Source organism: Ruegeria sp. P8, assembly GCF_056534665.1.
Genome location: NZ_JBQERC010000010.1, coordinates 35035 through 61606 on the forward strand (window position 1 = coordinate 35035; position 26572 = coordinate 61606).

General features: G+C 57.9%; 27 protein-coding genes. 15 read left to right on the top strand and 12 right to left on the bottom strand.

Annotated features, from left to right (window positions below):
- The first annotated feature begins 78 nt into the window (after positions 1 to 78).
- Complete coding sequence (locus tag ACR0BZ_RS12805) at positions 79 to 783, top strand: SIMPL domain-containing protein (protein WP_480920385.1); 705 nt, start codon at positions 79 to 81, stop codon at positions 781 to 783.
- A gap of 2 nt (positions 784 to 785) precedes the next feature.
- On the opposite strand, the gene ACR0BZ_RS12810 is transcribed toward ACR0BZ_RS12805, so the two are convergent.
- From ACR0BZ_RS12810 to ACR0BZ_RS12820, 3 genes are all read right to left on the bottom strand, one after another.
- Complete coding sequence (locus ACR0BZ_RS12810) at positions 786 to 1496, bottom strand: GNAT family N-acetyltransferase (RefSeq protein WP_480920386.1); 711 nt, start codon at positions 1494 to 1496, stop codon at positions 786 to 788.
- 2 nt (positions 1497 to 1498) lie between these two features.
- On the bottom strand, positions 1499 to 2791 hold the full coding sequence (locus tag ACR0BZ_RS12815; RefSeq protein ID WP_480920387.1) for an O-acetylhomoserine aminocarboxypropyltransferase/cysteine synthase family protein: 1293 nt from the start codon (positions 2789 to 2791) through the stop codon (positions 1499 to 1501).
- A 71-nt stretch (positions 2792 to 2862) separates the two neighbouring features.
- On the bottom strand, positions 2863 to 3858 hold the full coding sequence (locus tag ACR0BZ_RS12820; RefSeq protein WP_480920388.1) for a hypothetical protein: 996 nt from the start codon (positions 3856 to 3858) through the stop codon (positions 2863 to 2865).
- Positions 3859 to 4002: 144 nt separating this feature from the next.
- Between ACR0BZ_RS12820 and ACR0BZ_RS12825 the strand changes: the two genes are divergently transcribed.
- From ACR0BZ_RS12825 to preA, 4 genes are all read left to right on the top strand, one after another.
- Positions 4003 to 4635, top strand: a complete 633-nt coding sequence (locus ACR0BZ_RS12825; protein ID WP_480772589.1) for a cupin domain-containing protein — start codon at positions 4003 to 4005, stop codon at positions 4633 to 4635.
- A 159-nt stretch (positions 4636 to 4794) separates the two neighbouring features.
- Positions 4795 to 6129 (top strand): NAD(P)-dependent oxidoreductase, encoded by a 1335-nt coding sequence (locus tag ACR0BZ_RS12830; protein ID WP_480920389.1) that lies wholly within the window; start codon positions 4795 to 4797, stop codon positions 6127 to 6129.
- A 46-nt stretch (positions 6130 to 6175) separates the two neighbouring features.
- The gene (locus ACR0BZ_RS12835; protein WP_480920390.1) at positions 6176 to 7012 is read left to right on the top strand and encodes a class I SAM-dependent methyltransferase; all 837 of its coding nucleotides are present in this window, start codon (positions 6176 to 6178) and stop codon (positions 7010 to 7012) included.
- Between the two features lie 18 nt (positions 7013 to 7030).
- Positions 7031 to 8335, top strand: coding sequence for an NAD-dependent dihydropyrimidine dehydrogenase subunit PreA (preA, locus tag ACR0BZ_RS12840; RefSeq protein WP_480485924.1), 1305 nt, complete (start codon positions 7031 to 7033; stop codon positions 8333 to 8335).
- Between the two features lie 47 nt (positions 8336 to 8382).
- Here the strand turns inward: preA and ACR0BZ_RS12845 are convergent, their stop codons facing one another.
- Complete coding sequence (locus ACR0BZ_RS12845) at positions 8383 to 8991, bottom strand: TetR family transcriptional regulator C-terminal domain-containing protein (protein ID WP_480920391.1); 609 nt, start codon at positions 8989 to 8991, stop codon at positions 8383 to 8385.
- A gap of 172 nt (positions 8992 to 9163) precedes the next feature.
- Here ACR0BZ_RS12845 and ACR0BZ_RS12850 point away from each other — a divergent pair, with 172 nt between their 5' ends.
- From ACR0BZ_RS12850 to ACR0BZ_RS12895, 10 genes are all read left to right on the top strand, one after another.
- Entirely contained in the window at positions 9164 to 10414 is a 1251-nt protein-coding gene (locus ACR0BZ_RS12850) for a Zn-dependent hydrolase (protein WP_480920392.1), read from the top strand.
- A 90-nt stretch (positions 10415 to 10504) separates the two neighbouring features.
- Positions 10505 to 11959, top strand: coding sequence for a dihydropyrimidinase (hydA, locus tag ACR0BZ_RS12855; RefSeq protein ID WP_480558638.1), 1455 nt, complete (start codon positions 10505 to 10507; stop codon positions 11957 to 11959).
- 54 nt (positions 11960 to 12013) lie between these two features.
- Positions 12014 to 12811, top strand: coding sequence for an ABC transporter ATP-binding protein (locus tag ACR0BZ_RS12860; RefSeq protein WP_209595940.1), 798 nt, complete (start codon positions 12014 to 12016; stop codon positions 12809 to 12811).
- Positions 12801 to 13244, top strand: coding sequence for an N-acetyltransferase family protein (locus ACR0BZ_RS12865; protein WP_480920393.1), 444 nt, complete (start codon positions 12801 to 12803; stop codon positions 13242 to 13244). Before ACR0BZ_RS12860 ends, ACR0BZ_RS12865 begins: the two co-directional genes overlap by 11 nt.
- The gene (locus tag ACR0BZ_RS12870) at positions 13241 to 14158 is read left to right on the top strand and encodes an ABC transporter permease (RefSeq protein ID WP_480565157.1); all 918 of its coding nucleotides are present in this window, start codon (positions 13241 to 13243) and stop codon (positions 14156 to 14158) included. Before ACR0BZ_RS12865 ends, ACR0BZ_RS12870 begins: the two co-directional genes overlap by 4 nt.
- Positions 14155 to 15000 (top strand): ABC transporter permease, encoded by an 846-nt coding sequence (locus ACR0BZ_RS12875; RefSeq protein ID WP_480920394.1) that lies wholly within the window; start codon positions 14155 to 14157, stop codon positions 14998 to 15000. The genes ACR0BZ_RS12870 and ACR0BZ_RS12875 overlap by 4 nt, the downstream gene beginning before the upstream one ends.
- Positions 15001 to 15061: 61 nt before the next feature.
- Positions 15062 to 16051: an ABC transporter substrate-binding protein gene (locus ACR0BZ_RS12880; RefSeq protein WP_480476654.1), complete on the top strand. Its 990-nt coding sequence runs from the start codon at positions 15062 to 15064 to the stop codon at positions 16049 to 16051.
- Positions 16052 to 16210: 159 nt separating this feature from the next.
- Positions 16211 to 16924, top strand: coding sequence for an ABC transporter permease (locus ACR0BZ_RS12885; RefSeq protein ID WP_480920395.1), 714 nt, complete (start codon positions 16211 to 16213; stop codon positions 16922 to 16924).
- A complete protein-coding gene (locus tag ACR0BZ_RS12890; protein ID WP_480505515.1) occupies positions 16917 to 17651 on the top strand; it encodes an ATP-binding cassette domain-containing protein in 735 nt (244 codons plus the stop codon). Before ACR0BZ_RS12885 ends, ACR0BZ_RS12890 begins: the two co-directional genes overlap by 8 nt.
- A gap of 20 nt (positions 17652 to 17671) precedes the next feature.
- The gene (locus ACR0BZ_RS12895) at positions 17672 to 18487 is read left to right on the top strand and encodes an ABC transporter substrate-binding protein (RefSeq protein ID WP_480920396.1); all 816 of its coding nucleotides are present in this window, start codon (positions 17672 to 17674) and stop codon (positions 18485 to 18487) included.
- Between the two features lie 64 nt (positions 18488 to 18551).
- On the opposite strand, the gene ACR0BZ_RS12900 is transcribed toward ACR0BZ_RS12895, so the two are convergent.
- From ACR0BZ_RS12900 to ACR0BZ_RS12935, 8 genes are all read right to left on the bottom strand, one after another.
- Entirely contained in the window at positions 18552 to 19424 is an 873-nt protein-coding gene (locus tag ACR0BZ_RS12900; RefSeq protein ID WP_267365570.1) for a helix-turn-helix transcriptional regulator, read from the bottom strand.
- Positions 19425 to 19550, bottom strand: coding sequence for a hypothetical protein (locus ACR0BZ_RS12905; protein WP_480485904.1), 126 nt, complete (start codon positions 19548 to 19550; stop codon positions 19425 to 19427).
- A gap of 13 nt (positions 19551 to 19563) precedes the next feature.
- Complete coding sequence (locus ACR0BZ_RS12910) at positions 19564 to 20826, bottom strand: c-type cytochrome (protein ID WP_480920397.1); 1263 nt, start codon at positions 20824 to 20826, stop codon at positions 19564 to 19566.
- Positions 20827 to 22029, bottom strand: coding sequence for a formate dehydrogenase subunit gamma (locus tag ACR0BZ_RS12915; protein ID WP_267365567.1), 1203 nt, complete (start codon positions 22027 to 22029; stop codon positions 20827 to 20829).
- Positions 22030 to 22104: 75 nt separating this feature from the next.
- Positions 22105 to 22698: a formate dehydrogenase FDH3 subunit beta gene (gene fdh3B, locus ACR0BZ_RS12920; protein WP_209504177.1), complete on the bottom strand. Its 594-nt coding sequence runs from the start codon at positions 22696 to 22698 to the stop codon at positions 22105 to 22107.
- 12 nt (positions 22699 to 22710) lie between these two features.
- The gene (locus tag ACR0BZ_RS12925; RefSeq protein ID WP_480505504.1) at positions 22711 to 25605 is read right to left on the bottom strand and encodes a formate dehydrogenase subunit alpha; all 2895 of its coding nucleotides are present in this window, start codon (positions 25603 to 25605) and stop codon (positions 22711 to 22713) included.
- Positions 25606 to 25710: 105 nt separating this feature from the next.
- Positions 25711 to 25899, bottom strand: coding sequence for a ubiquinol-cytochrome c reductase iron-sulfur subunit N-terminal domain-containing protein (locus ACR0BZ_RS12930; RefSeq protein WP_209504175.1), 189 nt, complete (start codon positions 25897 to 25899; stop codon positions 25711 to 25713).
- A gap of 61 nt (positions 25900 to 25960) precedes the next feature.
- Positions 25961 to 26572: a TorD/DmsD family molecular chaperone gene (locus ACR0BZ_RS12935; protein ID WP_267365564.1), complete on the bottom strand. Its 612-nt coding sequence runs from the start codon at positions 26570 to 26572 to the stop codon at positions 25961 to 25963.

The window sequence follows — 26572 nt, forward strand, 5'->3', positions numbered from 1 at the left end:
CCGAGGGAAAGAAAAAGGCAAACTCTCCTCTTGTATGGCAATGCATCGCCGACCCATCTTTAACCCAAGCAAATCGGAGTGATAACATTGAAGACATTCGCTTTTCTGGCCGCAATGATGGCCGCAACGACCGCTGGACTTGCCCATGCGGAAGAACGTCGCATCACCGTTGACGCAACCGGAACCATCGATGTTGCCCCCGATATGGCGACGATCACATTGGGTGTGACAAATGAAAATGCCGAGGCTTCGGCAGCGATGCAGGCCACCTCGGACGCAGTTGCGAAGGTTCTTGCGCGCCTGACCGGGATGGGGATTGAAGACCGCGATATTCAGACCCGCGATCTGTCGCTTTCCCCTGTTTGGTCCGGGCGGCACGGGCAGAATGGGGAAACACCGGAAATTTCGGGGTTCGCTGCCTCGAACCGCGTGTTTGTACGTGTGCGTGATCTGTCCAAACTTGGAAGCATCATGGATGCGGTCATTCAGGATGGCGCCAACGATTTTGGCGGATTGAGCTTTGGGGTGCAGGATACCAAACCAATCGAAGCCCAAGCGCGCGCGCAAGCTGTCGGCGAAGCTATGGCCAAGGCCGAGCAGCTGGCACAGGCGGCGGGTGTAACCCTTGGCGCGGTGCAAACGATTTCGGAACAATCGGGGGGCGTGCGCCCGATGCCCGAGATGCGCATGATGAGCATGGCTGACGCAGGGGGTGTTCCTGTGGCAGGTGGCGAGGTTTCGGTGTCTGTCAGCGTCTCGATGGTGTTCGAGATCTCGGAATGAATTCAACCTGTCGCACGGGCCGTCAGCGGTTTTCGTTGCTGGCCCGAAGCGTCGAAATTGTCGGGTGACAACCAGGCCTCGAAAGCATCACGGATGCGTGGCCATTCGGTATCTATGATTGAATACCAGGCTGTGTCGCGGTTGCGCCCTTTGTAGTGGGTTGCTTGGCGAAACACGCCTTCGAAGGTGAACCCAAGCCGCTCTGCCGCACTGCGCGACGGACCATTCAGCGCGTCGCATTTCCATTCGTAACGCCGGTAACCCAGTTCATCGAACACGCGCCGCATCATCAGATACATGACTTCGGTTGATTGTGGTTTGCGCTGAAGCAGGGGTGAAAAGTGGATATGCCCGACCTCAATCGCTCCGGCGGCGGGTGCTATCCTGAGGTATGAAGCCATGCCCAATGGTATGTCATCACCGTCCAGAACAGTATGGAACATCGGGTCCGCATCCATGCAGTTGGCGCGCGCCCAGTCTTCGAACTCAGACTCGCCAGCAAACGGGCCGTAGGGCAGGTAGGTCCAGTTGTGGCCATCCGTGTCCTTTGCAAACGCCCGGAACAATCCGGGCGCATGTCTGTTCACATCAAGGGGCACGACAGAACAATACCGGCCCACCATCGACGTATAGGGTGGCGTCGGGCGTGGAAAGTCACCCGAAACCGGTAAACCGATAGGCTGGCCAAGGTTGTTTGTGTCGTGCTGGGTCATGGTCAGGCGGTTGCTTTGGCCAGGGCTTGATCAAGGTCGGCAATCAGATCGTTCACGTCCTCGATCCCGATGGACACGCGCACCACGCCCGGACCTGCGCCTGCGGCTTCCTGCTGTTCCGGGGTCAACTGACGGTGCGTGGTCGATGCCGAATGAATGATCAGCGAGCGCGCGTCGCCCAGATTGGCTACGTGGCTGAAAATCTCCAGCGCATTGACCAGCTTGATACAGGCGTCATAGCCGCCCTTCACTGCAAAGGTGAACAATGCGCCTGCACCACGTGGATACTGAGCCTTCACCCGATCCTGATAGGGTGAAGAGGGCAGCCCGGCGTAGGTGACGTAGTCCACGCGATCATCCGCTTCCAGCCAGGCCGCGATTTTTTGCGCGTTTTCAACATGACGCTCCATCCGCAGCGATAGGGTTTCGATCCCCATCAGCGTGTAGTGGGCTGCCTGCGGGTTCATGGTCATGCCCAGATCACGCAGACCGATGGCGATGCCATGGAAGGTGAAGGCCAACGGGCCAAAGGTCTCGTGGAACTTCAGTCCATGATAGGCCGGTTCGGGTTGGCTGAGCGAGGGGAACTTGTCATTTGCCGACCAGTCAAACTTGCCCGAATCCACGATGCAACCGCCGGTGACCGTACCGTTGCCGGTCAGGTACTTGGTGGTTGAATGCACGACCAGGGTCGCGCCGTGATCGATCGGGCGGCACAGGTAGGGCGTGGCCGAGGTGTTGTCGACGATCAGCGGAATGCCCGCTGCATCAGCCACGTCCGCCAGCGCGCGGATATCCGTCACATAGCCGCCGGGATTGGCGATGGACTCGCAGAAAATCGCACGGGTATTCTCATCGATTGCGCCCTTCGCCGCGTCCAGATCATCGGTGTCGACAAACTTGGCGGACCAGCCAAAACGTTTGATCGTCTGGCTGAACTGCGTGACCGTGCCGCCATACAGACGGGTCGAGGCGACCACGTTGCAACCCGGACCCATCAGCGGGAACAGCGCCATGATCTGGGCCGCGTGCCCAGACGAACAGCAAACAGCACCAACGCCACCTTCAAGTGTCGCCACGCGTTCCTGAAGAACGGCCACAGTTGGATTGGTCAGGCGGGAATAGATAAAGCCTACCTCTTGCAGGTTGAACAGGGCCGCTGCGTGATCTGCATCGCGAAACACATAGGCTGTGGTTTGATAAATGGGTGTCTGGCGCGCTCCGGTCGCCGGGTCGGGGCGGGCGCCCGCGTGAATTTGCAACGTGTCGAAACCGTAGGTGGGGCCGTCAGACATCTTGAAATCTCCTGTTGGAATTTGTCTTGCGAAATCTGTAGGCCATTGCCCGCCTGCGCACAACGATCCTGTCAGCGCAGCCAGAGGCCCTTGCTTTTGATCGTGTTGCGGATGGCCTGTTCGCGTCGTGGCAGATGATCCCGGTCAAACAGGGCGCGGACTTTTGCGCCTTTCCCCTGCAGAACCATCTTTTTCAGCGGCTCATATTGCTTGAGAACCTTCTTGACCTTGTTTGGAGCGACGACGGTTTCCAAAACATCAATCACATGGTTGCTTTCACGGGCGTAAAGCAAGGGAAACAGGCGATAGTGGCAACTGACGGACCCGTCCAGTAAACCGGGGGGCAAAACATCACGACCACCGCCGAACGAGTGAATGACAAGGGGCAGGGCGGCCTGATCCAGCCAGGGGTCCAGGCTTTGGCCCGTCAACTCCGGAATGTTTTCGTCGCGGATTGTTCTGGCGTAGTCCAGAAAACGCTCACCAAACTTCCGCGGGCATTTGTAGAAGTAATAGCCTGCATTGAAATACAGGTACCGCCGCCAGTGGTCATGGGGTTGATCGGTGTCCAGCGAGCTTTCGAAATCCAACCCGAACCGGGCGTAAAGCGCGCGCCAGATACCGTCAAAGCCGGGGCCATACAGCGTTGGTTTGGGCCATGTCCCTTCAACCTTCAGTGATGCGCTGGGGCGGTCGAAGTCAAAAGGTACAGATGTGATCTCGCCAGTGATCAGCGTGTCGGTGTCAAAGAACACAAAGGGCTCATCTTCCGGCAGAGCCATCAGCGCTTCGATCTTGTTGCCGTAGGGATAGCTTTCACCGAATACATGCGAGTCGAAGGGCAGAATTTCGGCATCCAGTTGTTTCAGGGCTTTCAGAACTTCTTCGTCCTGAATGCGTGGGTCCTGTTTCCAGCGTGGCCCCGGATTGGGCGTGGCGACAAACAGTTTGCCCTCGAATTGCGGTGAAGAATGGCGCAGTGAAGCCGCAAACAACAGGGCTTCGTATTGCAGGCGGTTGTTTTGACCGACGACCGCGATGTTGAATTTCTGTGACGTTGCCTGCATCTATGCCCGTTTCCCGACAGGTGTTTGACCGTGCACCTTGAAGTTCGGATTACAGCAAGCGGCCCAAGGCGTCAAAAGCGGATAATTTGAAATTTCATCACGCGATCCCATTTCTTTCAGGGGTCGCTTCAGAAAGGGATACACATGCGGATCAATGCGGATTTCACCAAACGGGTCGCAGTACACTTTGACGAAAGTGAATGGGTCGCTTCTCCCGCAGCAGGGGTCGAGCGCAAAATGCTGGACCGGATTGGTGATGAGGTGGCCCGCGCAACAACCATTGTCCGCTTTGCGCCCGGCAGCACCTTTTCCGCCCATACCCATGACGGCGGCGAGGAATATCTGGTGCTGGACGGTGTATTTCAGGACGAGACCGGAGATTTTCCCGTCGGCAGCTATGTGCGCAATCCACCGACGTCCTCGCACACTCCGTCTGCAGCGGAAGGCGCGACCATTCTGGTCAAGCTGCACCAGTTTGACCCGCAAGACCGTACCGAGGTGCGCCGCTCGATAAATGGCGATTCTGACGTACAACTGTTCAAAGATGATCATGAGGACGTTTTTGTGCGGACATGGGCGGCGGGGGACGTGGTCGAACTGGACGCGCGCGACGGACTGGAAGTGTTTGTCATAAGCGGCAGTTTCTCTGAATCGGGGGAGGAATTTTCGACATGGGACTGGTTGCGCTTGCCGCCCGGAACGCACTCGCGGGCCGTTGCAGGGCCTGACGGCGCCCGGGTTTGGACCAAGTCCCACCATCTTGGCGAAATGGTCTGAAAGCTTTTCGGCCCTGAAATTAACCAAAATGCCAATGAATCCGGGTTCTACGGCCCGGATTTTCAATTTTTTGACCATTTGGCAAATTTTACCAATTGATAAAAATTTTATTTGTGGCAAGCTGAGGTCATAACAAACATATCTACAGGGAGTAGAGTGATGGCACAGGGCCAGATGGCACCCGGCATCGTCGCCGGGCGGCTTTCAAGCGATGAGCTGACCTCGAATTTCACCGATCTGCATCCGCCATTGGCCCCGCATGAGGCCGCAGTTGCAGCAGACCGTTGTTATTTCTGCTATGACGCACCTTGCGTGACAGCGTGTCCGACAGACATCGATATTCCGCTATTCATCCGTCAGATTCAGGCCGGACAGCCGCAGTCAGCCGGGCGAACGATCTTTCAACAGAACATCTTGGGCGGGATGTGCGCCCGTGTCTGTCCGACGGAAACACTGTGCGAAGAGGCCTGTGTTCGCGAGACGGCAGAAGGCAAGCCGGTCGAAATCGGACGGCTACAGCGCTTTGCGACGGATGATCTTATGTCCGCGGGCGCGCATCCGTTTGAACGTGCGGCATCAACCGGGAAGACGGTTGCTGTCGTGGGGGCAGGGCCTGCCGGTCTGGCCTGCGCGCATCGTCTTGCCATGCTGGGTCATGACGTGGTGATCCACGAAAGCAAGCCCAAACCGGGCGGTCTGAACGAATACGGGATTGCCGCCTATAAATCGACCAACAATTTTGCGCAGGCCGAGGTTGACTGGCTGTTGAAAATCGGTGGTATCACGGTTGAAACCGGGTCGGTTCTGGGTGAAGGCATCTCGCTGGATGGTCTGGTCGAAAACTACGACGCGGTGTTCCTGTCCATCGGACTTGCCGGGGTGAATGCCCTGCGCGCGGATGGTGTTGACAAGGACGGCGTGCGGGATGCCGTCAATTTCATCTCGGACGTGCGGCAGGCTGGTGATCTTGCACAGCTTCCTGTCGGGCGGAACGTCGTCGTTATTGGCGGTGGCATGACTGCCGTGGACGCAGCGGTAAAGTCCAAATTGTTAGGTGCCGAGAATGTCACCATTGCCTATCGCCGGGGCCGCGACGCCATGGGTGCCAGCCGGTACGAGCAGGATCTGGCAGCCTCGCACGGGGTTCAGATCTTGACCAACGTGCAGCCGGTGGCGGTACACGGCAATGGGACTGCCGCCGAGATTGAGCTGGAATATACCTCAAGCCAGAACGGCCAACTCACCGGAACCGGTGAAACGGTCCGGCTGCGGGCAGACCAGATTCTCAAGGCCATCGGTCAGACGCTGGAAGGTGCGCCGGAAGGGCTGAAGCTGGACGGCAACAAGATCGCTGTCAGCGGTGCGGGACGCACTTCTGTGGCCGGTGTCTGGGCAGGCGGAGATTGCGCGGCGGGGGGCGAAGACCTGACCGTTACGGCTGTTGCCGAAGGCCGGGATGCAGCGATGGACATCCACGCGACGCTGGTTTCGTGATAGGATGGGGTATTCACCCCATTCCTTTCGCTGCTGAGGTATTCCCATGTCCCAGATCGAACAAGCCGTAGCGCAACACTACACCACCGGAGCACTGACCGACCGCGTCCGCGCGGCGCTTGAGGCCAGCGGTATCGATCCGGATGCGGCCACGGTCGCAGACCTGAAAGCAGGGGACGAGTTCCATACGGGCGGCGTTCTGGCGACCAACAACCTGTTTGCGCAGTTGTCGCCGACCCATGCGACCCGTGTTCTGGATGTCGGATGCGGTATCGGCGGGACCTCTCGCTATGTCGTGGATCGCTATGACTCGACAGTAACAGGCGTCGATCTGACACCGGAATTCGTTGAAACCGCCAAGGTGCTCAGCGATATGGTCGGGCATTCCTCGAAAACCAGCTTTCATGTGGGCAGCGCATTGGACATGCCGGTGCCGGATGCTGGGTTCGACCTGGCCGTCATGATGCATGTGGGCATGAACATTAAGGACAAGGCCGGGCTCTTCGCCGAAGTGTCGCGGGCGCTGGCCAAGGGCGGTACTTTTGCCCTGTTCGATGTGATGGCCGGAGACGTGGACGAGCCGCTGGCTTTCCCTCTGCCGTGGTCCACTGTTGCGGAAACCTCGTTCGTGGATGTGCCGGATGTTTACAAGTCTGCGGCAAGCGCCGCGGGTTTTGAACTGGTGAAAGAAACGGATCGCACCGAATTCGCGATACAGTTCTTCGAGGACGTCTTTGCAAAGATTGCCGAATCCGGCCCGGCACCGCTGGGCATTCATCTGATGATGGGCGAGACGGCACCCGAAAAGTTCCAGAACTATGTCAAAAACCTCAAGGCCGGGCGCATACGTCCGACCGAAATGATATTCAAAAAATCCGGCTGAGCCGGGAAGGGAGAAGCCATGGCCGATCTGACGACTAACTTTCTGGGCATTTCCAGCCCCAACCCTTACTGGCTGGCCTCTGCGCCGCCGACGGACAAGGAATACAATGTTCGTCGTGCGTTTGAGGCCGGTTGGGGCGGTGTTGTGTGGAAGACACTGGGGTCCGAGGGACCGCCGGTCGTAAATGTGAACGGCCCGCGGTATGGCGCGATCTACGGTGCCGACCGCCGTTTGCTGGGACTGAACAATATCGAACTGATCACCGACCGCCCGCTTGAGGTGAACCTCGAGGAAATGGCGCGGGTCAAGTCCGACTATCCGGATCGCGCCCTGATCGCTTCGATCATGGTGCCCTGCGAAGAAGAGGCCTGGAAAGCCATTCTGCCGCGCGTGGCTGAAACCGGCGCGGACGGAATCGAACTGAACTTCGGTTGCCCGCACGGGATGAGCGAGCGCGGTATGGGGTCCGCCGTAGGGCAGGTTCCGGAATATATCGAAATGGTCACCCGTTGGTGCAAGCAATACTATGACCGTCCGGTCATCGTGAAACTGACACCGAATATCACCGATATCCGGAAACCTGCGGCGGCGGCCAGAAATGGTGGCGCGGATGCGGTGTCGCTTATCAACACGATCAATTCGATCACCAGCGTAAATCTGGACACGTTCAGCCCGGAACCCTCGATTGATGGCAAGGGCAGCCACGGAGGATATTGCGGCCCTGCCGTGAAGCCGATCGCCCTGTCGATGGTGTCCGAAATCGCTCGGGCCGAGGCGACGCATGGCATGCCAATCTCGGGCATCGGGGGTGTCACCACATGGCGTGATGCGGCCGAGTTTATCTCGCTGGGATGTGGCACGGTGCAGGTCTGTACCGCTGCGATGACCTATGGGTTCAAGATCATTGATGAATTGACTGCAGGTCTGTCGGAATGGATGGATGAAAAGGGGTATACCAGCATTGATGAGGTGATCGGACGCGCGGTGCCCAATGTCACCGATTGGCAATACCTGAACCTGAACTACATCGCCAAAGCCAAGATTGATCAGGACCAGTGCATCAAATGCGGCCGATGCTATGCCGCCTGTGAAGATACCAGCCATCAGGCGATTTCAATGTCGGATGAGCGTGTGTTCGAGGTGATGGATGACGAATGCGTCGCCTGTAACCTCTGCGTTGATGTCTGCCCGGTGGAAGGCTGTATTTCGATGGTGCCGATGGCGGCAGGTGAAATCGATCCGCGCACCGGGAAAGAGGTTCAGCCGACCTACGCGAACTGGACCACGCACCCGAACAATCCGATGGCCAAAGCAGCGGAATGATCGAGACAGGGAATATCCCCGAGGGGCCGCTGACGCGGCCCCTGCATTCATGGCGTCAGGAGCTTTCGGTACAACGTCTCTACAAAGGGTTCCGCACCTTCAAACGGGTTTTCGTCACCCAGAATAGCCCGCACCTGAACGTCGAAATCGGCATAATGCTGTGTCAGCGCCCAGATCGAAAACATCAAATGATAAGGGTGCAACCGCGCGATTTTGCCTTGATCCATCCAATTGGTGAGAATGGTGACCTTTTCGTCAACCAGTTGTTTGAGATCATGGGACAAAGCGTCGTGAATGCGGGGCGCGCCTTGCACAAGCTCATTGGCAAAAAGGCGGCTTTCCCGTGGTAGCACCTGACTCATTTGCAGTTTCCGGCGAATATAGGCCAGCATTTCCTCCATCGGATCACCGGTCTCATCCAGATCGTGCAGGGGCGCCAGCCAGGTTTCCAGCAAGCCCGAAAGCAATTCGGTGTGGATCGCCTCTTTCGACGCGAAATAGTAGAGGAGATTGGGTTTGCTCAACCCCGCCTCGGCAGCAATCTGATCGACGGTTGCCCCACGAAACCCGTATGCGGAAAACACATTCAGGGCAGCCTCGAGAATCGCGGCTCGGTTCTTCTTCTGGATTCGAGTCGGTGCGCGGTCATTCGGCATGATTTCAGTGTGTCTCTTTTTTCGTCGGATAGGCGCGGATTACACTGAAATATCAGGCTTTGCCGCGCAATTTCTTGACTGATACCGAACCCGTGATAGCGTGAGTTTGACCAGTTGGTCAAATCAAGACACCAATAGCGAGCAAAATCGCAAGCAAACAGGGAATAAGACAATGGCAGCTCCGGCGCAGAATCTCAGGATCAATGGCGACAGGTTGTGGGACAGCCTGATGGAGATGGCCAAGATCGGTCCCGGTGTTGCGGGGGGGAACAACCGGCAAACTCTGACTGACGAGGATGCCGAAGGCCGCGCCTTGTTCCAGAAATGGTGTGAAGAGGCCGGATGCACCATGGGCCTTGACCAGATGGGCAACATGTTTGCGCATCGTGAGGGCACCGACCCGGACGCTTTGCCGGTCTACGTGGGATCGCATCTGGATACGCAGCCGACTGGCGGAAAATATGACGGCGTTCTGGGCGTTCTGGGCGGGCTGGAGATTATCCGCACGCTCAATGACCTCGGGATCAAGACAAAACATCCCATAGTGGCGACCAACTGGACCAACGAGGAAGGGACGCGATATGCGCCTGCCATGCTGTCGTCTGGTGTCTTTGCGGGAATGCACACGCAGGACTGGGCGTATGACCGTGAAGATGCCGATGGTAAGAAATTCGGGGATGAACTGAACCGGATCGGTTGGCGCGGTGAAGAAAAAGTTGGCGCGCGCAAGATGCGCGCTTTCTTTGAGTTGCATATCGAACAAGGCCCGATCCTTGAAGCCGAAGGAAAGGATATCGGCGTCGTCACCCACGGTCAGGGTCTGAGCTGGACACAGGTCACGGTGACCGGCAAGGATGCTCATACCGGTTCAACCCCGATGCCGATGCGCAAGAATGCCGGGCTTGCGATGGCGCGCATTCTTGAGAAAGTGGACGAAATCGCCTGGTCTCACGCACCGCATGCGGTCGGTGCCGCGGGGCATATCGACGTTTTCCCGAATTCTCGCAACGTAATCCCGGGCAAGGTGGTGTTCACGGTCGATTTCCGCTCGCCCGAGCTGGAGGTGATCACCGATATGGAAAACCGCCTGCGGGTGGCGGCGGAAGATATTGTCGAAGAAATGGGCCTGCAGGTCGAATTCGAGAAAGTCGGCGGTTTCGATCCGGTGAAGTTCGACGACGATTGCGTGTCTGCCGTGCGCGATGCGGCTGAAAGGCTGGGCTATTCGCATACCAACATCATCTCGGGCGCGGGGCATGATGCCTGCTGGATCAACCGTGTTGCCCCGACCGCCATGGTCATGTGCCCCTGTGTGGACGGGCTGAGCCATAATGAGGCTGAAGAGATCAGCAAGGATTGGGCGGCAGCCGGGGCAGATGTCCTGCTGCATGCCGTGGTCGAGACTGCCGAAATCGTGGAATAGGGGGCGCTGCCCCCGTCGCCCAAGGGCGACCCCCCGGGATATTTTTGGCCAGATGAAGCAAGCGGCGCAGACCGCATCAGGGAGTTTAAAATGAGTACTGTTATTAAAAACGGAACCGTTGTCACCGCGGATTTGTCATACAAGGCGGATGTATTGGTCGAAGGCGGTGTCATCACCGGGATCGGGATGGGTCTGAAAGGGGATAGCGAGCTGGACGCGTCAGGCTGTTATGTGATGCCCGGTGGGATTGATCCGCATACCCATTTGGAAATGCCGTTCATGGGCACCTATTCCAGTGATGATTTCGAAAGCGGTACACGGGCGGCCCTGGCAGGGGGCACGACGATGGTTGTTGACTTCGCGCTGCCCAATCCGGGCGAAAGCCTGCTGGATGCCCTGAAGCGCTGGGACAACAAATCGACACGGGCGAATTGCGATTATTCGTTCCACATGGCGGTGACATGGTGGGGGGAACAGGTATTTGATGACCTCAAGACCGTGATTGAGACGCGCGGCATCAACACCTTCAAACATTTCATGGCCTATAAAGGCGCGCTGATGGTGAATGATGATGAGCTTTATGCCTCGTTCAGGCGTTTGGCCGAACTGGGCGGCATCGCAATGGTGCATGCCGAGAACGGAGACGTCGTTGCCGAACTGAGCGCCAAGCTGCTGGCCGAGGGGAACTCTGGCCCCGAAGCGCATGCCTATTCCCGACCGCCGCAAGTAGAGGGTGAGGCCACCAACCGGGCCATCATGATCGCTGATATGGCGGGGGTGCCGCTATATGTTGTTCATACATCCTGCGAAGAATCTCATGAAGCCATTCGTCGGGCCCGAATGCAGGGCAAGAGAGTGTGGGGCGAACCGTTGATTCAGCATCTGACTCTGGATGAAAGCGAATATTTCAATCAGGATTGGGACCACGCCGCGCGGCGGGTCATGAGCCCCCCGTTCCGCAATAAGCAGCATCAGGACAGCTTGTGGAATGGCCTGCAATCAGGATCGCTGAGTGTTGTGGCAACCGACCATTGCGCCTTTACGACCGAACAGAAACGCTTTGGAGTTGGGGATTTCACCAAGATCCCGAACGGGACCGGCGGTCTGGAAGATCGGATGCCGATGCTGTGGACGCATGGTGTGAATACCGGACGCCTGACGCCCAATGAATTTGTTGCGGTGACTTCAACAAACATCGCCAAGATACTGAATTGCTATCCGAAAAAAGGCGCGATCCTTGTTGGAGCGGATGCAGATATCGTCGTGTGGGATCCTGAAAAAACGAAAACGATCAGAGCCAGTACGCAGCAATCTTCGATCGACTACAACGTGTTTGAGGGCAAAGAGGTCAAAGGCCTGCCGCGCTTTACGCTGACCCGCGGACAGGTTGCGGTACATGATGGTGAAATCCGCACGCAGGAAGGCCATGGCGAGTTCGTTGCGCGCGAGGCAAATACGACCGTCAACAAGGCTTTGAGCGCGTGGAAAGAACTAACCGCCCCTCGGCCAGTTGAGCGGACAGGTATCCCGGCGACGGGGGTTTGATCCGTTGGGCCGCTGTCTGGGCGGCCCCGGCACCACTCTTTTCAAGGCAGTAGAATGACCACTGAAAGCACGACCCAGCACGTCATCGAAGCAAGGCAGCTTGACCTCACCTTTCAAACCAATGACGGGCCTGTTCACGCGTTGAAAGACGTGAACCTGACGATCGACAAGGGTGAATTTGTTAGTTTCATTGGCCCCTCGGGCTGTGGGAAAACCACTTTCCTGCGCTGTATTGCGGCCTTGGAGACACCGACCGGCGGGTCGCTGACTGTCAACGGAATGACAGCGGACGAAGCACGGCGGAACAGGGCCTATGGGTATGTCTTTCAGGCAGCGGGCCTTTATCCCTGGCGCACCATAGCAAAGAACATCAAGTTGCCGCTTGAGATCATGGGCTATTCCGCATCCGAGCAGGAGGAAAGGGTGAGAAAAGTCCTGGAACTGGTTGATCTTGAAGGATTTGGAGGAAAGTTTCCCTGGCAGTTATCCGGTGGGATGCAGCAGCGCGCCAGCATCGCCCGGGCTTTGGCCTTTGATGCTGATATCTTGTTGATGGATGAGCCGTTCGGCGCTTTGGATGAGATTGTGCGAGACCACTTGAACGAGCAGCTTCTGGCGCTTTGGGCCAGAACAGAAAAGACCATCGGCTTCGTGACGCATTCGATTCCCGAAGCCGTATATCTGAGCACCAAAATTGTCGTGATGAGCCCGCGGCCGGGGCGGATTACGGATGTGATCGACAGCCCGCTGCCAAAGGAACGGCCGTTGGACATTCGTGACACTCCGGAATTCATCGAAGTGGCCCATCGTGTTCGCGACGGGTTGCGGGCGGGGCATTCTTATGACGACTGATCCGGCGGCAGAAACCATCAGACGGGCTGTGGTAAGTGACGTGCCGGCTTGTGCCCGCGTGATTTACAACTGGGCCTCGCAGACGGAATGGATGCCTGATGAATTGCCGGTGGAGGAATTGGCGACCCTGATCCATGAAGCGTTCGACAGTCGCGAGATCTGGGTCGCGGGTGATCCGGTTGATTGCTACATGTCCTTAGATCCGGCGCAGTGTAAAATCGGTGCGTTGTATTGCAGCCGGACGGGGCAGGGAATTGGCAAGCGTTTCGTTGCCAAGGCGAAGCAGGGTCGGACCCATCTTTGGCTGACAACACACAAACCCAATCAGGCAGCGCAGAGGTTTTACCGCCGTGAAGGGTTCGAGGTAACTGCCGAAGAACCACCCGTACCGCCGGATACAGTGCCCGTCTATCGAATGGAGTGGCACGCATGAAGCAGATCATAGCCGTTTTCACCGTCGTCGCCGTGATCGTTCTGTTCTGGTATGTCGCTTGCGTTCCGATGAACATCAAAGGGGTTTTGACCGAGCTTGAACGTGGCGGTGCCGAGGTTCAGCCACCCACCGCAAGTGCGCGCCGGGATCTGGGAGAGTTCGGTCTGGTTCTGAATAATTCGTTCGCGATTCCAGCAACTTGGGAGCAAGGCAAGCCCCGTTTGCCATCACCTCATCAGGTGGCGATTGAACTGTGGGATACAACTGTTCTGAAGAAAATCAACTCGAAAAGATCGCTGATCTTTCATGGGTGGGTGACACTCAGCGCTACGATGCTGGGCTTTGTCATCGGGACCGGGCTGGGTGTCCTGTTGGCCGTTGGGATCGTGCATAGCCGCGTGATGGATTTGTCGGTCATGCCATGGGCTATCGTTAGCCAGACGATCCCGATTATCGCTCTGGCGCCGATGATTATCGTGGTTCTTTACTCGGTCGGGGTTCAGGGGATCATTCCCAAGGCGATCATATCAGCGTATCTGAGCTTTTTCCCGGTTGTCGTCGGTATGGTCAAAGGGTTGCGCAGCCCTGACGCGATGCAACTTGACCTGTTGCGGACTTATAATGCCAGCCAATCGCAGGGGTTTTGGAAACTGCGCCTGCCGGCGTCGATGCCATACCTGTTCACCTCGTTGAAGATCGGTATCGCGGCGTCGTTGGTCGGCGCAATCGTGGGTGAGCTGCCGACAGGCGCTGTCGCAGGATTGGGTGCTCGGTTGCTGGCAGGCAGTTACTATGGTCAAACCGTGCAGATATGGTCAGCGCTGTTTGCTGCGGCCATTCTGGCTGCCTGCCTGGTCGGTTTGCTGGGATTGATTGAACGGTCGGTTCTGAAGCGGATGGGGATGGCGCAATGATGTTGGTTGTCTTTGCTTTGCTGCTGTGGGCTTTCGGCTGGTGGTTGAACAGCCGATTGGCCAGTGGCCGGCAAGCCGACAGCCAGATGGTACGCTTTCTGGCACCGGTGATTTTTGGTCTGACCATTGTTGGAGCCTGGGAGCTGGTGGTCCGTGGGCTTGAAGTGCCGCTGGTCATTCTGCCGGCACCGTCTGCCATAGCGGTGCGATTTGCAGGTAGCCTTGACATTCTTTGGTCCGACTTTGTTCAGACAATCCTGAAAGGAGCGCTCAGCGGATATGTCATCGGCTGTGGATCGGCCTTCCTTATGGCGATTGCCGTCGATCGGTGGGATTTCCTGCGTTTGGGGCTATTGCCAGTGGGAAATTTCGTCGCGGCTTTGCCCATCGTGGGGACGGCACCCATTCTGGTCATGTGGTTCGGGTTTGATTGGCATTCCAAAGCGGCGGTGGTCGTTGTGATGGTGTTCTTTCCGATGCTGGTCAATACCGTGGCCGGTCTGCGCGAGGCCACCGCAATGCAGCGTGACTTGATGGAAACCTATGCTGCAAGCTATTGGCAGAGCTTTCTGAAGCTGCGGCTGCCCGCAGCGATGCCTTTCATTTTCAACGGGTTGAAGATTTCGACAACTTTGGCTTTGATTGGCGCCATCGTGGCTGAATTCTTCGGTTCGCCAACGCTCGGTATGGGATTTCGGATTTCCACCAGCGTCGGTCAATTGTCGTTGGACATGGTCTGGGCCGAAATCGTTGTTGCCGCTATCGCGGGTACGGCCTTTTATGGCCTGGTGGCGGGAATCGAAAAATTGGTGACGTTCTGGCACCCCTCACAACGCGGATAAGACGAAGAAAATCAACAGACCCTGAAAATCGGGGCGCAACAAGCAACTAGGAGAAATGAAGATGAATAAGCTATTCAGCGGGGCGGTTGCCGCCTTTGGTCTGGCAGCCAGTACGGCGCTGGCGGCGGATGAAGTGACACTGCAACTGAAATGGGTCACGCAAGCACAATTCGCGGGCTACTACGTTGCCAAGGACAAGGGCTTTTACGAGGAAGAAGGCCTGGACGTTACCATTCTGCCCGGTGGGCCTGACATCGCTCCGACACAGGTGATTGCGGGCGGCGGTGCTGATGTGACCGTTGAATGGATGCCTGCCGCTCTGGCCGCACGTGAAAAAGGGTTGCCGTTGGTGAACATCGCCCAGCCGTTCAAAAGCTCGGGCATGATGCTGACCTGCTGGAAAGATGCCGGTATTTCGTCGCCTGAGGACCTGAAGAACCGCACGCTGGGTGTCTGGTTCTTTGGCAATGAGTTCCCGTTCATGAGCTGGATGAGCCAGTTGGGCATCAGCACTGATGGGAAAGGCGACAACGGTGTGGAAGTTCTGAAACAGGGCTTCAACGTCGATCCGCTGCTGCAACGTCAGGCGGATTGCATCAGCACCATGACCTACAATGAATACTGGCAGGTCATCGATGCCGGTGTCAGCCCAGATGAACTGGTGACCTTCAAATACGAAGACCAGGGTGTCGCGACGCTGGAAGACGGTCTTTACGTTCTGGAAGAAAATCTCAGCGATGCGGCCTTCACCGACAAGATGCAGCGGTTTGTTCGCGCCTCGATGAAAGGATGGAAATACGCCGAGGAGAACCCCGACGAAGCAGCGGATATCGTGCTGGAGAACGATGCAACGGGTGCGCAGACGGAAGAACATCAGAAACGCATGATGGGTGAGATCGCCAAGTTGACCGCAGGTTCGAACGGCGCGCTGGACCCGGCGGATTTTGATCGCACCGTTGGTACCCTGCTGGCCGGAGGTTCTGACCCGGTGATCACCAAGACACCTGAAGGGGCCTGGACGCACCAGATTACGGATGCTGCTCTGAACTGACGCTAACCGTTAATTTGAAGGTCAAAAACGCGGTCCCAATCGGGGCCGCGTTTCGCATTCGTGGTGTCGGAATTGTGTCTGTACTTGGCACCGATATAAAGTAGTATTTCCCTGTAAACTTACGAGTATCTATACGAAGGGTGGATTGCAGGGAATAAAATGCAGGAATTTTCAACAGAATTCAGTGCTGCGATTGCCTTGATCCTTGGGGGAGATTCTGAGCTGTGGGCAATTGTGCTGTTGTCTCTGAAAGTGTCCGTTTTTGCGGTGCTGGTTTCTGCTCTGATCGGAATGCCCGTGGGGGCTGCGTTGGCCGTCGCCCGGTTCCCCGGCCGCCGGATGCTGATCGTCCTGATGAATGCACTGATGGGGTTTCCACCGGTTGTCGTGGGCCTGCTGGTCTATCTGATGCTGTCCCGTTCGGGCCCCTTGGGGGTGCTTGACCTTTTATACACTCCGACCGCGATGATCATTGCGCAGGTGGTGTTAGTCACTCCCATTGTCGCGGCTCTGACGCGCCAGGTTGTTGAAATGCTGGCTGAAGAATATTCAGAACAGCTGCGGTCCTTGGGAGTGTCACGGCTGGCCTCGGTTCCGGTTTTGTTGTGGGATGCGCGACTGGCACTTGTCACGGCCCTGCTTGCCGGTTTCGGACGCGCCATCGCCGAGGTGGGCGCGGTTATCATCGTTGGCGGAAACATCAATCATGTGACCCGCGTGATGACCACAACCATTGCGCTTGAAACGTCGAAGGGAAATCTGTCGCTGGCACTGGCGTTGGGGGCGATCCTGATCGGGATTGCAATTGCCGTAAACGCGATGGTCAGCGCGGTCAGTTTGCGGGCCGAACAGGAGGGGTTGCGCCATGCGTGACGTGATCTGTGACATGTCGAACTGTCTGACGGTTGAAAACGTGCAAATTCGCAGCAACGGCAAGGTTTTGCTGGATGTTCCTTCATTGGTTCTGGATGGTCCGGGGCCGACGTTGCTTCTTGGCCCTAACGGTGCGGGCAAAAGCCTGTTGCTGCGGTGCTTGCATGGCCTGATTTCGCCGGATCGCGGGCGGGTGGTGCAGGATGGAAACCCTCTGGGCGCTGCGCAGAAAGCGCGCCAAGCCATGGTATTTCAGAGACCGGTTCTGTTGCGACGCTCTGTTGCTGCAAACCTGGGCTTTGTCCTCAAGCGTCAGGGCATGGGGCGAGCGGCGAGAAAGGCACGTATCATCGAGTTGCTGGCCGAAGGCGGGCTGGAGGGGAAGGCCTGGCAATCTGCCCGGTCGCTTTCGGGGGGCGAGGCCCAGAGGCTGGCCATTTTGCGTGCCTTGGCGCTGGAGCCCGAAACACTGTTTCTGGACGAACCGACCAGCGCCCTTGATCCCGGCGCAACACAGATGATCGAACGTATGGTTCTGCGCGCCTCGGCGCGGGGTGTACGGATCGTGATGGTGACACATGATATTGGGCAGGCCCGTCGTTTGGCCTCGGATGTGGTCATGATGCAGGGCGGTCATGTGGTTGAACACGGCCCCGCAAAACAGGTTTTGGATACCCCCGAAAGTGAAGCATCGCGTCGCTATCTCGCGGGTGGATTGGTTACCTAAAAGATAAAACGGAGAAAATGATGTTCCGCGCAATACTTCGGGCGGCAGTGATGGCCCTTGGTCTGTCGGCAAATGCGGCCTTGGCAGAGACACCGTTCATTGTCGTGCAGTCTACGACATCCACCCAGAACTCGGGGCTGTTGGACTATATACTGCCGTGGTTCGAGGCCGAGTCGGGCATTGACGTGCGGGTTGTGGCCGTAGGAACCGGTCAGGCAATCCGCAATGCGGTCAATGGTGACGGGGACGTCCTGCTGGTTCACGCCAAATCCGCCGAAGAGAAATTCGTCGCTGATGGATATGGCGTGGAGCGGAAGGACCTGATGTATAACGATTTTGTATTGGTGGGCCCCAAGGCAGATCCCGCCGGAATTCGCGGTGGTGCCGACATTCTGAGCGCTCTTACAGCGATTGCAAAGGCTGAAGCCCCGTTTGCGTCGCGCGGTGATGACAGCGGAACGCACAAGGCCGAGCTGCGGCATTGGTCGGCTGCGGGGCTGGACCCAACCGGCGCGTCCGGCAGTTGGTATCGGGAAACCGGTTCAGGTATGGGTGCGACTCTGAACGTGGCCAGCGGCATGGACGCGTACACTCTGACAGATCGGGCGACGTGGCTGTCCTTTGGTAACAGAGGCAATCTTGAGATCCTGGTCGAAGGCGACCCGCGTCTGTTCAACCAATATGGTGTGATCCTCGTAAATCCTGAAAAGCATCCGCATGTACGGGCGGCCGCTGGTCAGCGTTTCATCGACTGGTTGACCGGGCCGGACGGGCAGGAGGCGATCGCCTCTTTCCGGCTGGACGGTCAGCAGGTGTTTTTCCCCAATGCGCAATAAGCTGGCCTGCGGCCAGCCCCTGCGGGGCGAGTATTTTTGAAAAGATGAAGGCGCAGGTGGATTTTCACCCGCTGGCCCCATTGTGGTGGATCGTGCCAAGACCAGACAGGTCATAGCCGCCGAACTCGCGTGCCCGCTGGGCGAACTGACCCGAGCGCAACAGGGTTAGCAGTTTCTGTATCGGCGGATCGAAAAAGGCCCGACGCCAGATGGCAAGATCCAGCCGCTCGGAATGAGTGGGGACAAAACCCAAGTTGTAGAGACCGGCTAGTGCGCCAAGCCCAAAACCGGCCTCGGCCTTCCGGTCATGCAGGGCGATCGCCAGCTCTTCTTCTGTACGTGCGCAGCCGGGTCGAATGTCCAGATCATCCCGGCGCAGGCCGTGGGCGTCCAGTTGGGCGTCAAACAGGCGCTGGCTTGCCGCACTGTCCTGACGCAGTATGACGGTGCGTGACTTGAGGTCGTCAAAAGAATTGATGTCGGATATGCCCGGGGCAAGAAGCAATCCACGCTCACGTCGGGCGACTTCGTATAGGATCACCGGGGCTTCGCCCAAAGTGTCTTGCAGGGATTCCTTGTTGAATCCGCCATTTTCGTGGATGTGTAACACAGCGCCCTGCGCGCTGCGTTCACTGAGCCTGATCAGGCCATCAAAAGAACCGTCGTAATAGGTGGCCAGCCCCGACCCACTTTCACGCAGCGCCCAGTCCAGCAAGGGATCGTGGCTGCCTGCTATGATCGGGGGCAGGGGCGGTTCTGCGACCTGAGGGCCGGATCGCGACGCGTTGAGCCAGGCAATGATCTCGGCCCGCGGAAATAACAGCTTGCCCATGGCGCGCACACACGGCACCTCGCCTGACGAGGCAAGGTCATAGGCCTTCCGCTCGCCAATGCGCAGCAGATCGGCCAGTTCACGGGTGGTCAGATATTGCGCCATTCAGTCGAGGCGCACGGCGATGCCGGACGTAGTGTCAGCGGTGCTGAACCCGATCTGTTCCAGCACAAGCGGGGCTGCGCCTGCAATAACGACCATCGCGGCGACGGCGGCAAGAAAGGCTTTCATGGGCTCCTCCGGTTCAGTTCCGGTCAGTTGTTGCGCGACGCAAAAAAGCAATAAGATCCTGGCGATCCTGTGCTTTGGCAATTCGCTGCATCGGCATTTTCGACCCCGGAATGTAGTGGTCTGGCCCCTCGTCGAAAAGGGCATTTATTGTCTCGTCATTCCAAATGATATCAGAGCCTTGCAATGTATCCGAGTACAAATATCCACGAACCGTGCCGGCCTGACGTCCAAATACACCGTGCAGGGTTGGGCCTGCACGTCGCGCGTTATCGGAGGACAGGCTGTGACAGATCGAACATTTGCGCGCAAACTGGCGTTCCCCGTTGTCCATCTCATCAGGATTTTTCAGGAAACTCGGTTCTGCCGAGGCCATCTGGTGTTGGTCGGACAGAGCGTCCACAGGCCAGCTGTACATCGCCTCGTCAAGTCCGCCCGCATGGATGTTTTTACCGTCTTTGGAAAATGCCAAAGCCCAGACCGGACCGCGCAACGTGGCGCGAAAATCCTGTGCAATGCGCCAATCGACGGTGTCGATGACCATAATATACCCTTCGCCATCGCCTACGGCCAAAAGTTTCCGATCCGGGCTGAGCGCAAGGGCAAGGATCGGGCGGCGGTCCAGAGTGAAATCGCGCTCTTCACCGTTGGAAAGGTCAAGGATACGTGTGACACCGTCTACCGCACCATAAGCGAGCCAGTTGTCCTGTGCATTCAAGGCCAGTTCATTGATGCCGAACCCGTGCTCGACCAGACGCCTTGTTTCTTGCCCGCTGGACACATCCCATAGACGCAAAGCGCCGTCGACGCCCGCCGAAAATAGCTGCGTGCCGTCAGGTGAGAATGCGACCGCGTTTACGCCACTGCCGGTCGGTCCAAGCCGCGCGGGTTCTGTGCCATCGACAGGCCACAGGCCGATTGTTCCATCCCAGCTGGCCGTGGCAATAAGGGTTTCTGACGCGGCAAGGCCAACAATCTTGCCCTTGTGTCGGCCAATGATTTCACCGCTGGGCCATTTGCGCAGGGTGAAATCGTCCCCGGCAGAATAGAAAGCGGAGCCGTTGAACGCGACTGCGTTCACGGCGGCTTCGTGCCCTTCGAACCAATTTGGCGTTTGCCCGGTCCAAAGACCCACAGAGTTATCGAAACTGGCTGTTGCGATGCGACCGTCTGGCGCGGTGGCGATGCCCATGATGGGGCCGCCATGCCCTTTCAGCGTGAAGAATTCTGCCACGGCGGGCAGGGGCACCATCGCCAGCGCCAGAACCAGCCCACGCATCTATTCAGCGGGTGAGGCGGCTGCTTTGCCAGCCTCTTTTTCCTGCACCTCTTCCAGCCAGAGCGAGTGATGCTCGCGCGCCCATTGTTCTTCGACCTCTCCGGTTCCCATGGCGTCAAACGCGCCCTCCATCCCGACCGAGCCGAGATAGATATGCGCGACGATGATCGCGATGAACACATAGGCAATCATGACATGCCAGACTTGGGCGAATTGCATCTCTTCCTGCGGTGACATCTGCACTGGCAAGGTCAGACCCAGCGCCTGCGGAATGCCCGTGGCGTTTGCGACCGAGAAGGTCTTGGCGAACAGGGGCATCTCGAACGGGAACAGCAGTGACAAGCCGGACAGGCTGATCGACACGCCCAGCAGGATGCAGGCCCAGAAGATGATCTTTTGCCCCGCATTAAATTTCCGGGCGGGCGGGTGGTTGCCCTTGGTGAACAGGCCCCCGCCGGCGGCCAGCCATTTCAGGTCAGTGCGGTTGGGGATGTTATGAGCAATCCAGTTCACCGTGACAATGATCAGACCCAGCATGAAAGCCCAGGCCAGATTATTATGCAGCCACTTGCAACCCTGTGCGATGGTGGCGAAACCTTCCTTGCCGAAGATCGGGATCAGGAAGTCGCGGCCATAGAGCGTGAGCAAACCAGTAATGGCGAGGATCAGGAACGATCCAGCAAACAGCCAATGGCCAAAACGTTCAATCCCGTTGAAACGGGTGACCGTGCGGCCTGTTTTCTCTCCATCGATGCGGATTTTCCCACGGATCAGGAAGAACAGCAGAATGATGCCCAGCATCCCGGCGATGATGTAAGTGCCATATTCGCGCAGCGGTCCGCTGCGGAAGTTCAGCCACCACATGCCGCCATCCTGTATCAACACGCTTGCAGCGGGGCCGTTTGATGATACGGTCACATTGGCCGAGCCATAGCGCAACGCACGATATACATCACTGTCCGACGCGACACCACGGGTGCCAAGCTGACCCATCAGACCCTCGACATTGCTCTGGCCGGTATTGCCGGAGCGATATCCGTTATCCACCTGCTCACCACGTTGCCGGGCGAGAATATCTTCAAGGGTCGTCGCTCCGCCGGTTCCCGCCCTTTCAGGCGTGGCGTTGCTGTCATCGGTCGTTTGGGCGGCTGCCGAAAAGGTCAGCCCAAGGGTGAACAGAAAAGCGATGAGAAAGCGGAGCATCTGAACCTCGGTCAAATTCCAAGATCGGACAACCCGCGCCGAGCGGGTTGTCCATTGCTTTGTGCAGACAGCGGCTTAGCCGTCTTTCTGGTCGTAGGCAGTACCCCAACCCCAGGCGCCCGAGCCGAAACCGCGCGCCACGACGCGTTCACGGTAAACAGCCGACACCACGTCGCCGTCACCGGCAAGCAGGGCCTTGGTGGAGCACATCTCGGCGCAGATGGGCAGTTTGCCCTCGGCGATCCGGTTGCGACCGTATTTGGCGAACTCTGCGGTCGAGTGGTTTTCTTCGGGACCACCGGCGCAGAAGGTGCATTTGTCCATCTTGCCGCGTGAACCGAAATTGCCTGCCTGCGGGTATTGCGGCGCGCCAAACGGGCACGCGTAAAAGCAATAACCGCAACCGATGCACAGGTCCTTGGAGTGCAGGACAACACCTTCTTCGTTCTGATAGAAGCAGTCGACCGGGCACACCGCCATGCAGGGCGCATCCGAACAATGCATACAGGCCACCGAGATCGAGCGTTCGCCCGGATTGCCGTCATTGATCGTCACCACCCTGCGGCGGTTGATACCCCAGGGTACCTCATGCTCGTTCTTGCACGCGGTTACGCAGGCGTTGCATTCGATGCAGCGTTCAGCGTCGCAGAGAAACTTTGCTCTAGCCATTAATCGTCCTCCTTACGCTGCCGAGATCTTGCAGAGAGTACACTTGGTCTCCTGCATCTGGGTCACTGAATCATAGCCATAAGTCTGGGCGGTGTTGGAACTTTCGCCCAGAACATAGGGGTCAGCGCCTGCGGGGTATTTGTGCCGCAGATCCTCGCCCTGGAAATGGCCGCCAAAGTGGAAAGGCATGAAGGCGACACCGGCACCGACCCGATTGGTCAGCATCGCCATCACCTTGACCTTACCGCCTTCCGGACCTTCGACCCAGACCTGTTGACCGTCCCGAATGCCAAGGTTGTTGGCATCGCGCGGATTGATCTCGACGAACATATCCTGCTGAAGTTCAGCAAGCCATGGGTTAGACCGGCTTTCCTCGCCGCCGCCTTCATATTCGACCAGACGACCTGACGTCAGGATTATCGGGTAATCCTTTGAAAAGTCGTTCTTCTGGATCGAAGCATAAAGGGTGGGCAGGCGATATGCGTGCCGGTCCTCGTAGGTTGGATAGTCCGCCACCAGATCGCGCCGGTTCGTATAAAGCGGCTCGCGGTGCAGTGGGATCGGATCCGGGAAGGTCCAGACAACCGCGCGGGCTTTGGCGTTCCCGAAGGGCGCACAGCCATGAGCGATCGCGACCCGCTGGATACCACCTGAAAGGTCGGTTTTCCAGTTGGTCTCGGGGCCTGCAACGGCATCGATTGCGGCGCGTTCTTCAGCCGTCAGGTCACCATCCCAGCCAAGGTCCATCAGCATCTGCATCGTGAATTCAGGGTATCCGTCCTGAATTTCTGATCCAACGCTATAGACCCCTTCGGCCAGCAGGTTGTCGCCATCGCGTTCCACTCCGAACCTGGCGCGGAAGGTCAGGCCGCCTTCGGCCACCGGTTTGGACATGTCATAGAGGTTCGGAGTCCCCGTATGACCCATCTCAGCGGTTCCCCAGCACGGCCAGGGCAGACCATAATATTCGCCGTCGTTTGGTCCACCAATGGCTTGCAGCGTGGTTCGGTCGAACGTGTGCTGATTGGCCATATGGCTTTTCAAGCGTTCCGGCGACTGCCCGGTATATCCAATGGTCCAGAGGCCTGAGTTGAATTCACGCGTGATGCTTTCAACATTCGGGGTCTCGGGGTCTTCCATCTCGATATTGCGGAACAGGCGATCCGCCCAACCGAACTTATTGGCGAACTTGGCCATGATGACCTCGTCCGGCAGGCTTTCGAACAGCGGATCAACCACCTTGTCACGCCACTGCAACGAGCGGTTTGACGCGGTGACCGAGCCACGGGTTTCGAACTGCGTACAGGCGGGCAAAAGGTAGACGCCATCGGTGCGGTCATGCAGAACGGCCGAGACAGTGGGATACGGGTCGATCACGACCAGCATGTCCAGCTTTTCCATTGCCGTTTTCATTTCCGGACCCCGCGTTTGCGAGTTCGGCGCGTGACCCCACAGAACCATGGCACGGACATTGTTGTCCTGATCCATGTTCGCAGGATCTTCCAGAACACCGTCGATCCAGCGAGAGACCGGGATACCGCTTTCATTCATCAGCGGTTTGTCCTTGCCGTCTTTGCCCTTGATCGTGGCGAACTGGCCCTTCAGCCAATCCAGGTCTTCACCCCAGACGCGGCTCCAGTGACCCCATGCGCCCGCAGACAGGCCGTAATAGCCGGGCAGGGTGTGGGACAACACACCAAGGTCTGTCGCGCCCTGCACGTTGTCGTGGCCGCGGAAGATATTGGTGCCACCACCCGAGGTACCCATGTTGCCCAGCGCAAGCTGAAGCACGCAATAGGCGCGGGTGTTGTTGTTGCCGTTGGTGTGCTGCGTGCCGCCCATGCACCAGATGACCGTGCCGGGGCGGTTGTTGGCCATTGTTCGGGCAACACGTTTCAGTTGCGAGCCAGGCACGCCAGTGACGCGTTCTGTTTCTTCAGGCGTCCATTTGGCCACCTCATCCTGAATCTGGTCCATACCCCAGACACGGGTGCGGATGAACTCTTTATCCTCCCAACCGTTGTCGAAGATGTGCCACAGGATACCCCAGATCAGCGCAACGTCTGTACCCGGGCGGAAACGGACATATTCATCCGCATGGGCCGCGGTGCGCGTAAATCGCGGGTCGCAGACGATCAGCGGTGCGTTGTTCTGCTCTTTCGCGCGCAGAACGTGCAGCAGAGAGACAGGGTGCGCCTCGGCCGGGTTGCCGCCGATGATGAAGATGGCGCGCGAGTTGTGGATGTCGTTATACGAATTGGTCATGGCGCCGTAGCCCCATGTATTCGCAACACCCGCAACAGTGGTCGAGTGACAGATACGGGCCTGATGATCCACGTTGTTCGTGCCCCAGTAGGCAGCGAATTTGCGGAACAGATAGGCCTGTTCGTTATTGTGTTTTGCTGAGCCCAGCCAATACACGCTGTCGGGCCCGGATTCTTCGCGGATCGACATCATGCCGTCGCCGATCTCGTTGATCGCCTCTTCCCAGCTGATGCGCTTCCACTCGCCGCCTTCCTTTTTCATCGGATATTTCAGGCGGCGCTCGCCATGGGCGTGCTCGCGAACCGAAGCCCCCTTGGCACAATGTGCACCCAGGTTGAACGGGCTGTCCCAGCCGGGTTCCTGCCCGACCCAGACACCGTTCTGTACTTCGGCAACGACGGTACAGCCGACCGAACAGTGGGTGCATACGGATTTGATGTTTTCGACGGCCTGATTGGCCGCTGTCTGGGCACTGGCTGGCGTCACGGTTCCACCTGTGGCGCTGATCGCGGCAAGGCCGCCGATCGTCAGGCCCGAGCCACGCAGGAATGCGCGGCGATCGACGGTTTTCTCGCCGACCTGGGACAGGATACTTGTCCGCTGGGGGCGTCTCGCAACCCCGTTGGTCTTTTTCCTAAGCATGTCTTTCCTCCCTTGCGCGCCGTGTCAGCCACGGCTGGCTTGGTACTGCTGAAACCGACGTCAGGGCCAATCGCAACCGTCTGCCGGGTGTGAAAGCGTCCGGTCCTAGAACCGGGTGCTCTCGATGTAGGCGCGTGTATGCGCAGTATCCTGAATGCGGGTTTCGTCGGTCGGCAGCGCGGCGGCTTCGGCCTTCCCGGTCAGGCTGGCGGCGGCAACGGCAGCAGGTGCTGCGGTTCCGGCCAGTTTGAGGAAGTCACGGCGGGTGGCGCCTTCTTCCTTGGTCTTGCTCATGGGAACCTCCTTTCCCAATTGCAGTGTAACGCCCGTTTGGGCGCTGGCGAATGACAGCGGTTCACGCTGTCGTCATCCGGAACGCTTCGCGCTCGATCTCCATGAACACCCGACCGGCAGTGCCGACGGATGCATAAAGAACCGAGTTCTCGGCTGCTTCCAAATCCGAATAGAAATGCGTGGCCCACGGGCCGATATGCTTGCTCCAGAATGCCTTTTGGTCATCCAGGGATGCCGGGCTGCCAAAACGCCCGACGATCATTCCGGCCATCATCTCCATCAATGAGGCGATGTTATCTTCGGGCTCGAATACGTTCTGGGCACGTGTGATCCCGCGAACCGCCATGTCATTGCGCAGCTGAGCCAAGGGTTTCTCGTTCAGGAAGCCCGTCAGGTAGAAACTGGCGTAAGGCAGCAACTCACCCCGGCCCAATCCGATGAACAACGCATTGAATTCCCGTTCGGCAGCGGCTGGCTTGGTCACCTTGGCAACCCGCGCCATGGATTGAATGGCCTTGCCAAGATCCGTGTCATCTCCGACCAGACCAGCCATTTGGTTCAGCAACATCTGGTCTGGAGGACCTGCCAGTAACAGACCCAGAAAGTTATAGAAATCCGCGCGCAGGCGATCCTCGGCTGAAACATCCAGAGTGTGCGCGTCACTTGCGGTCAT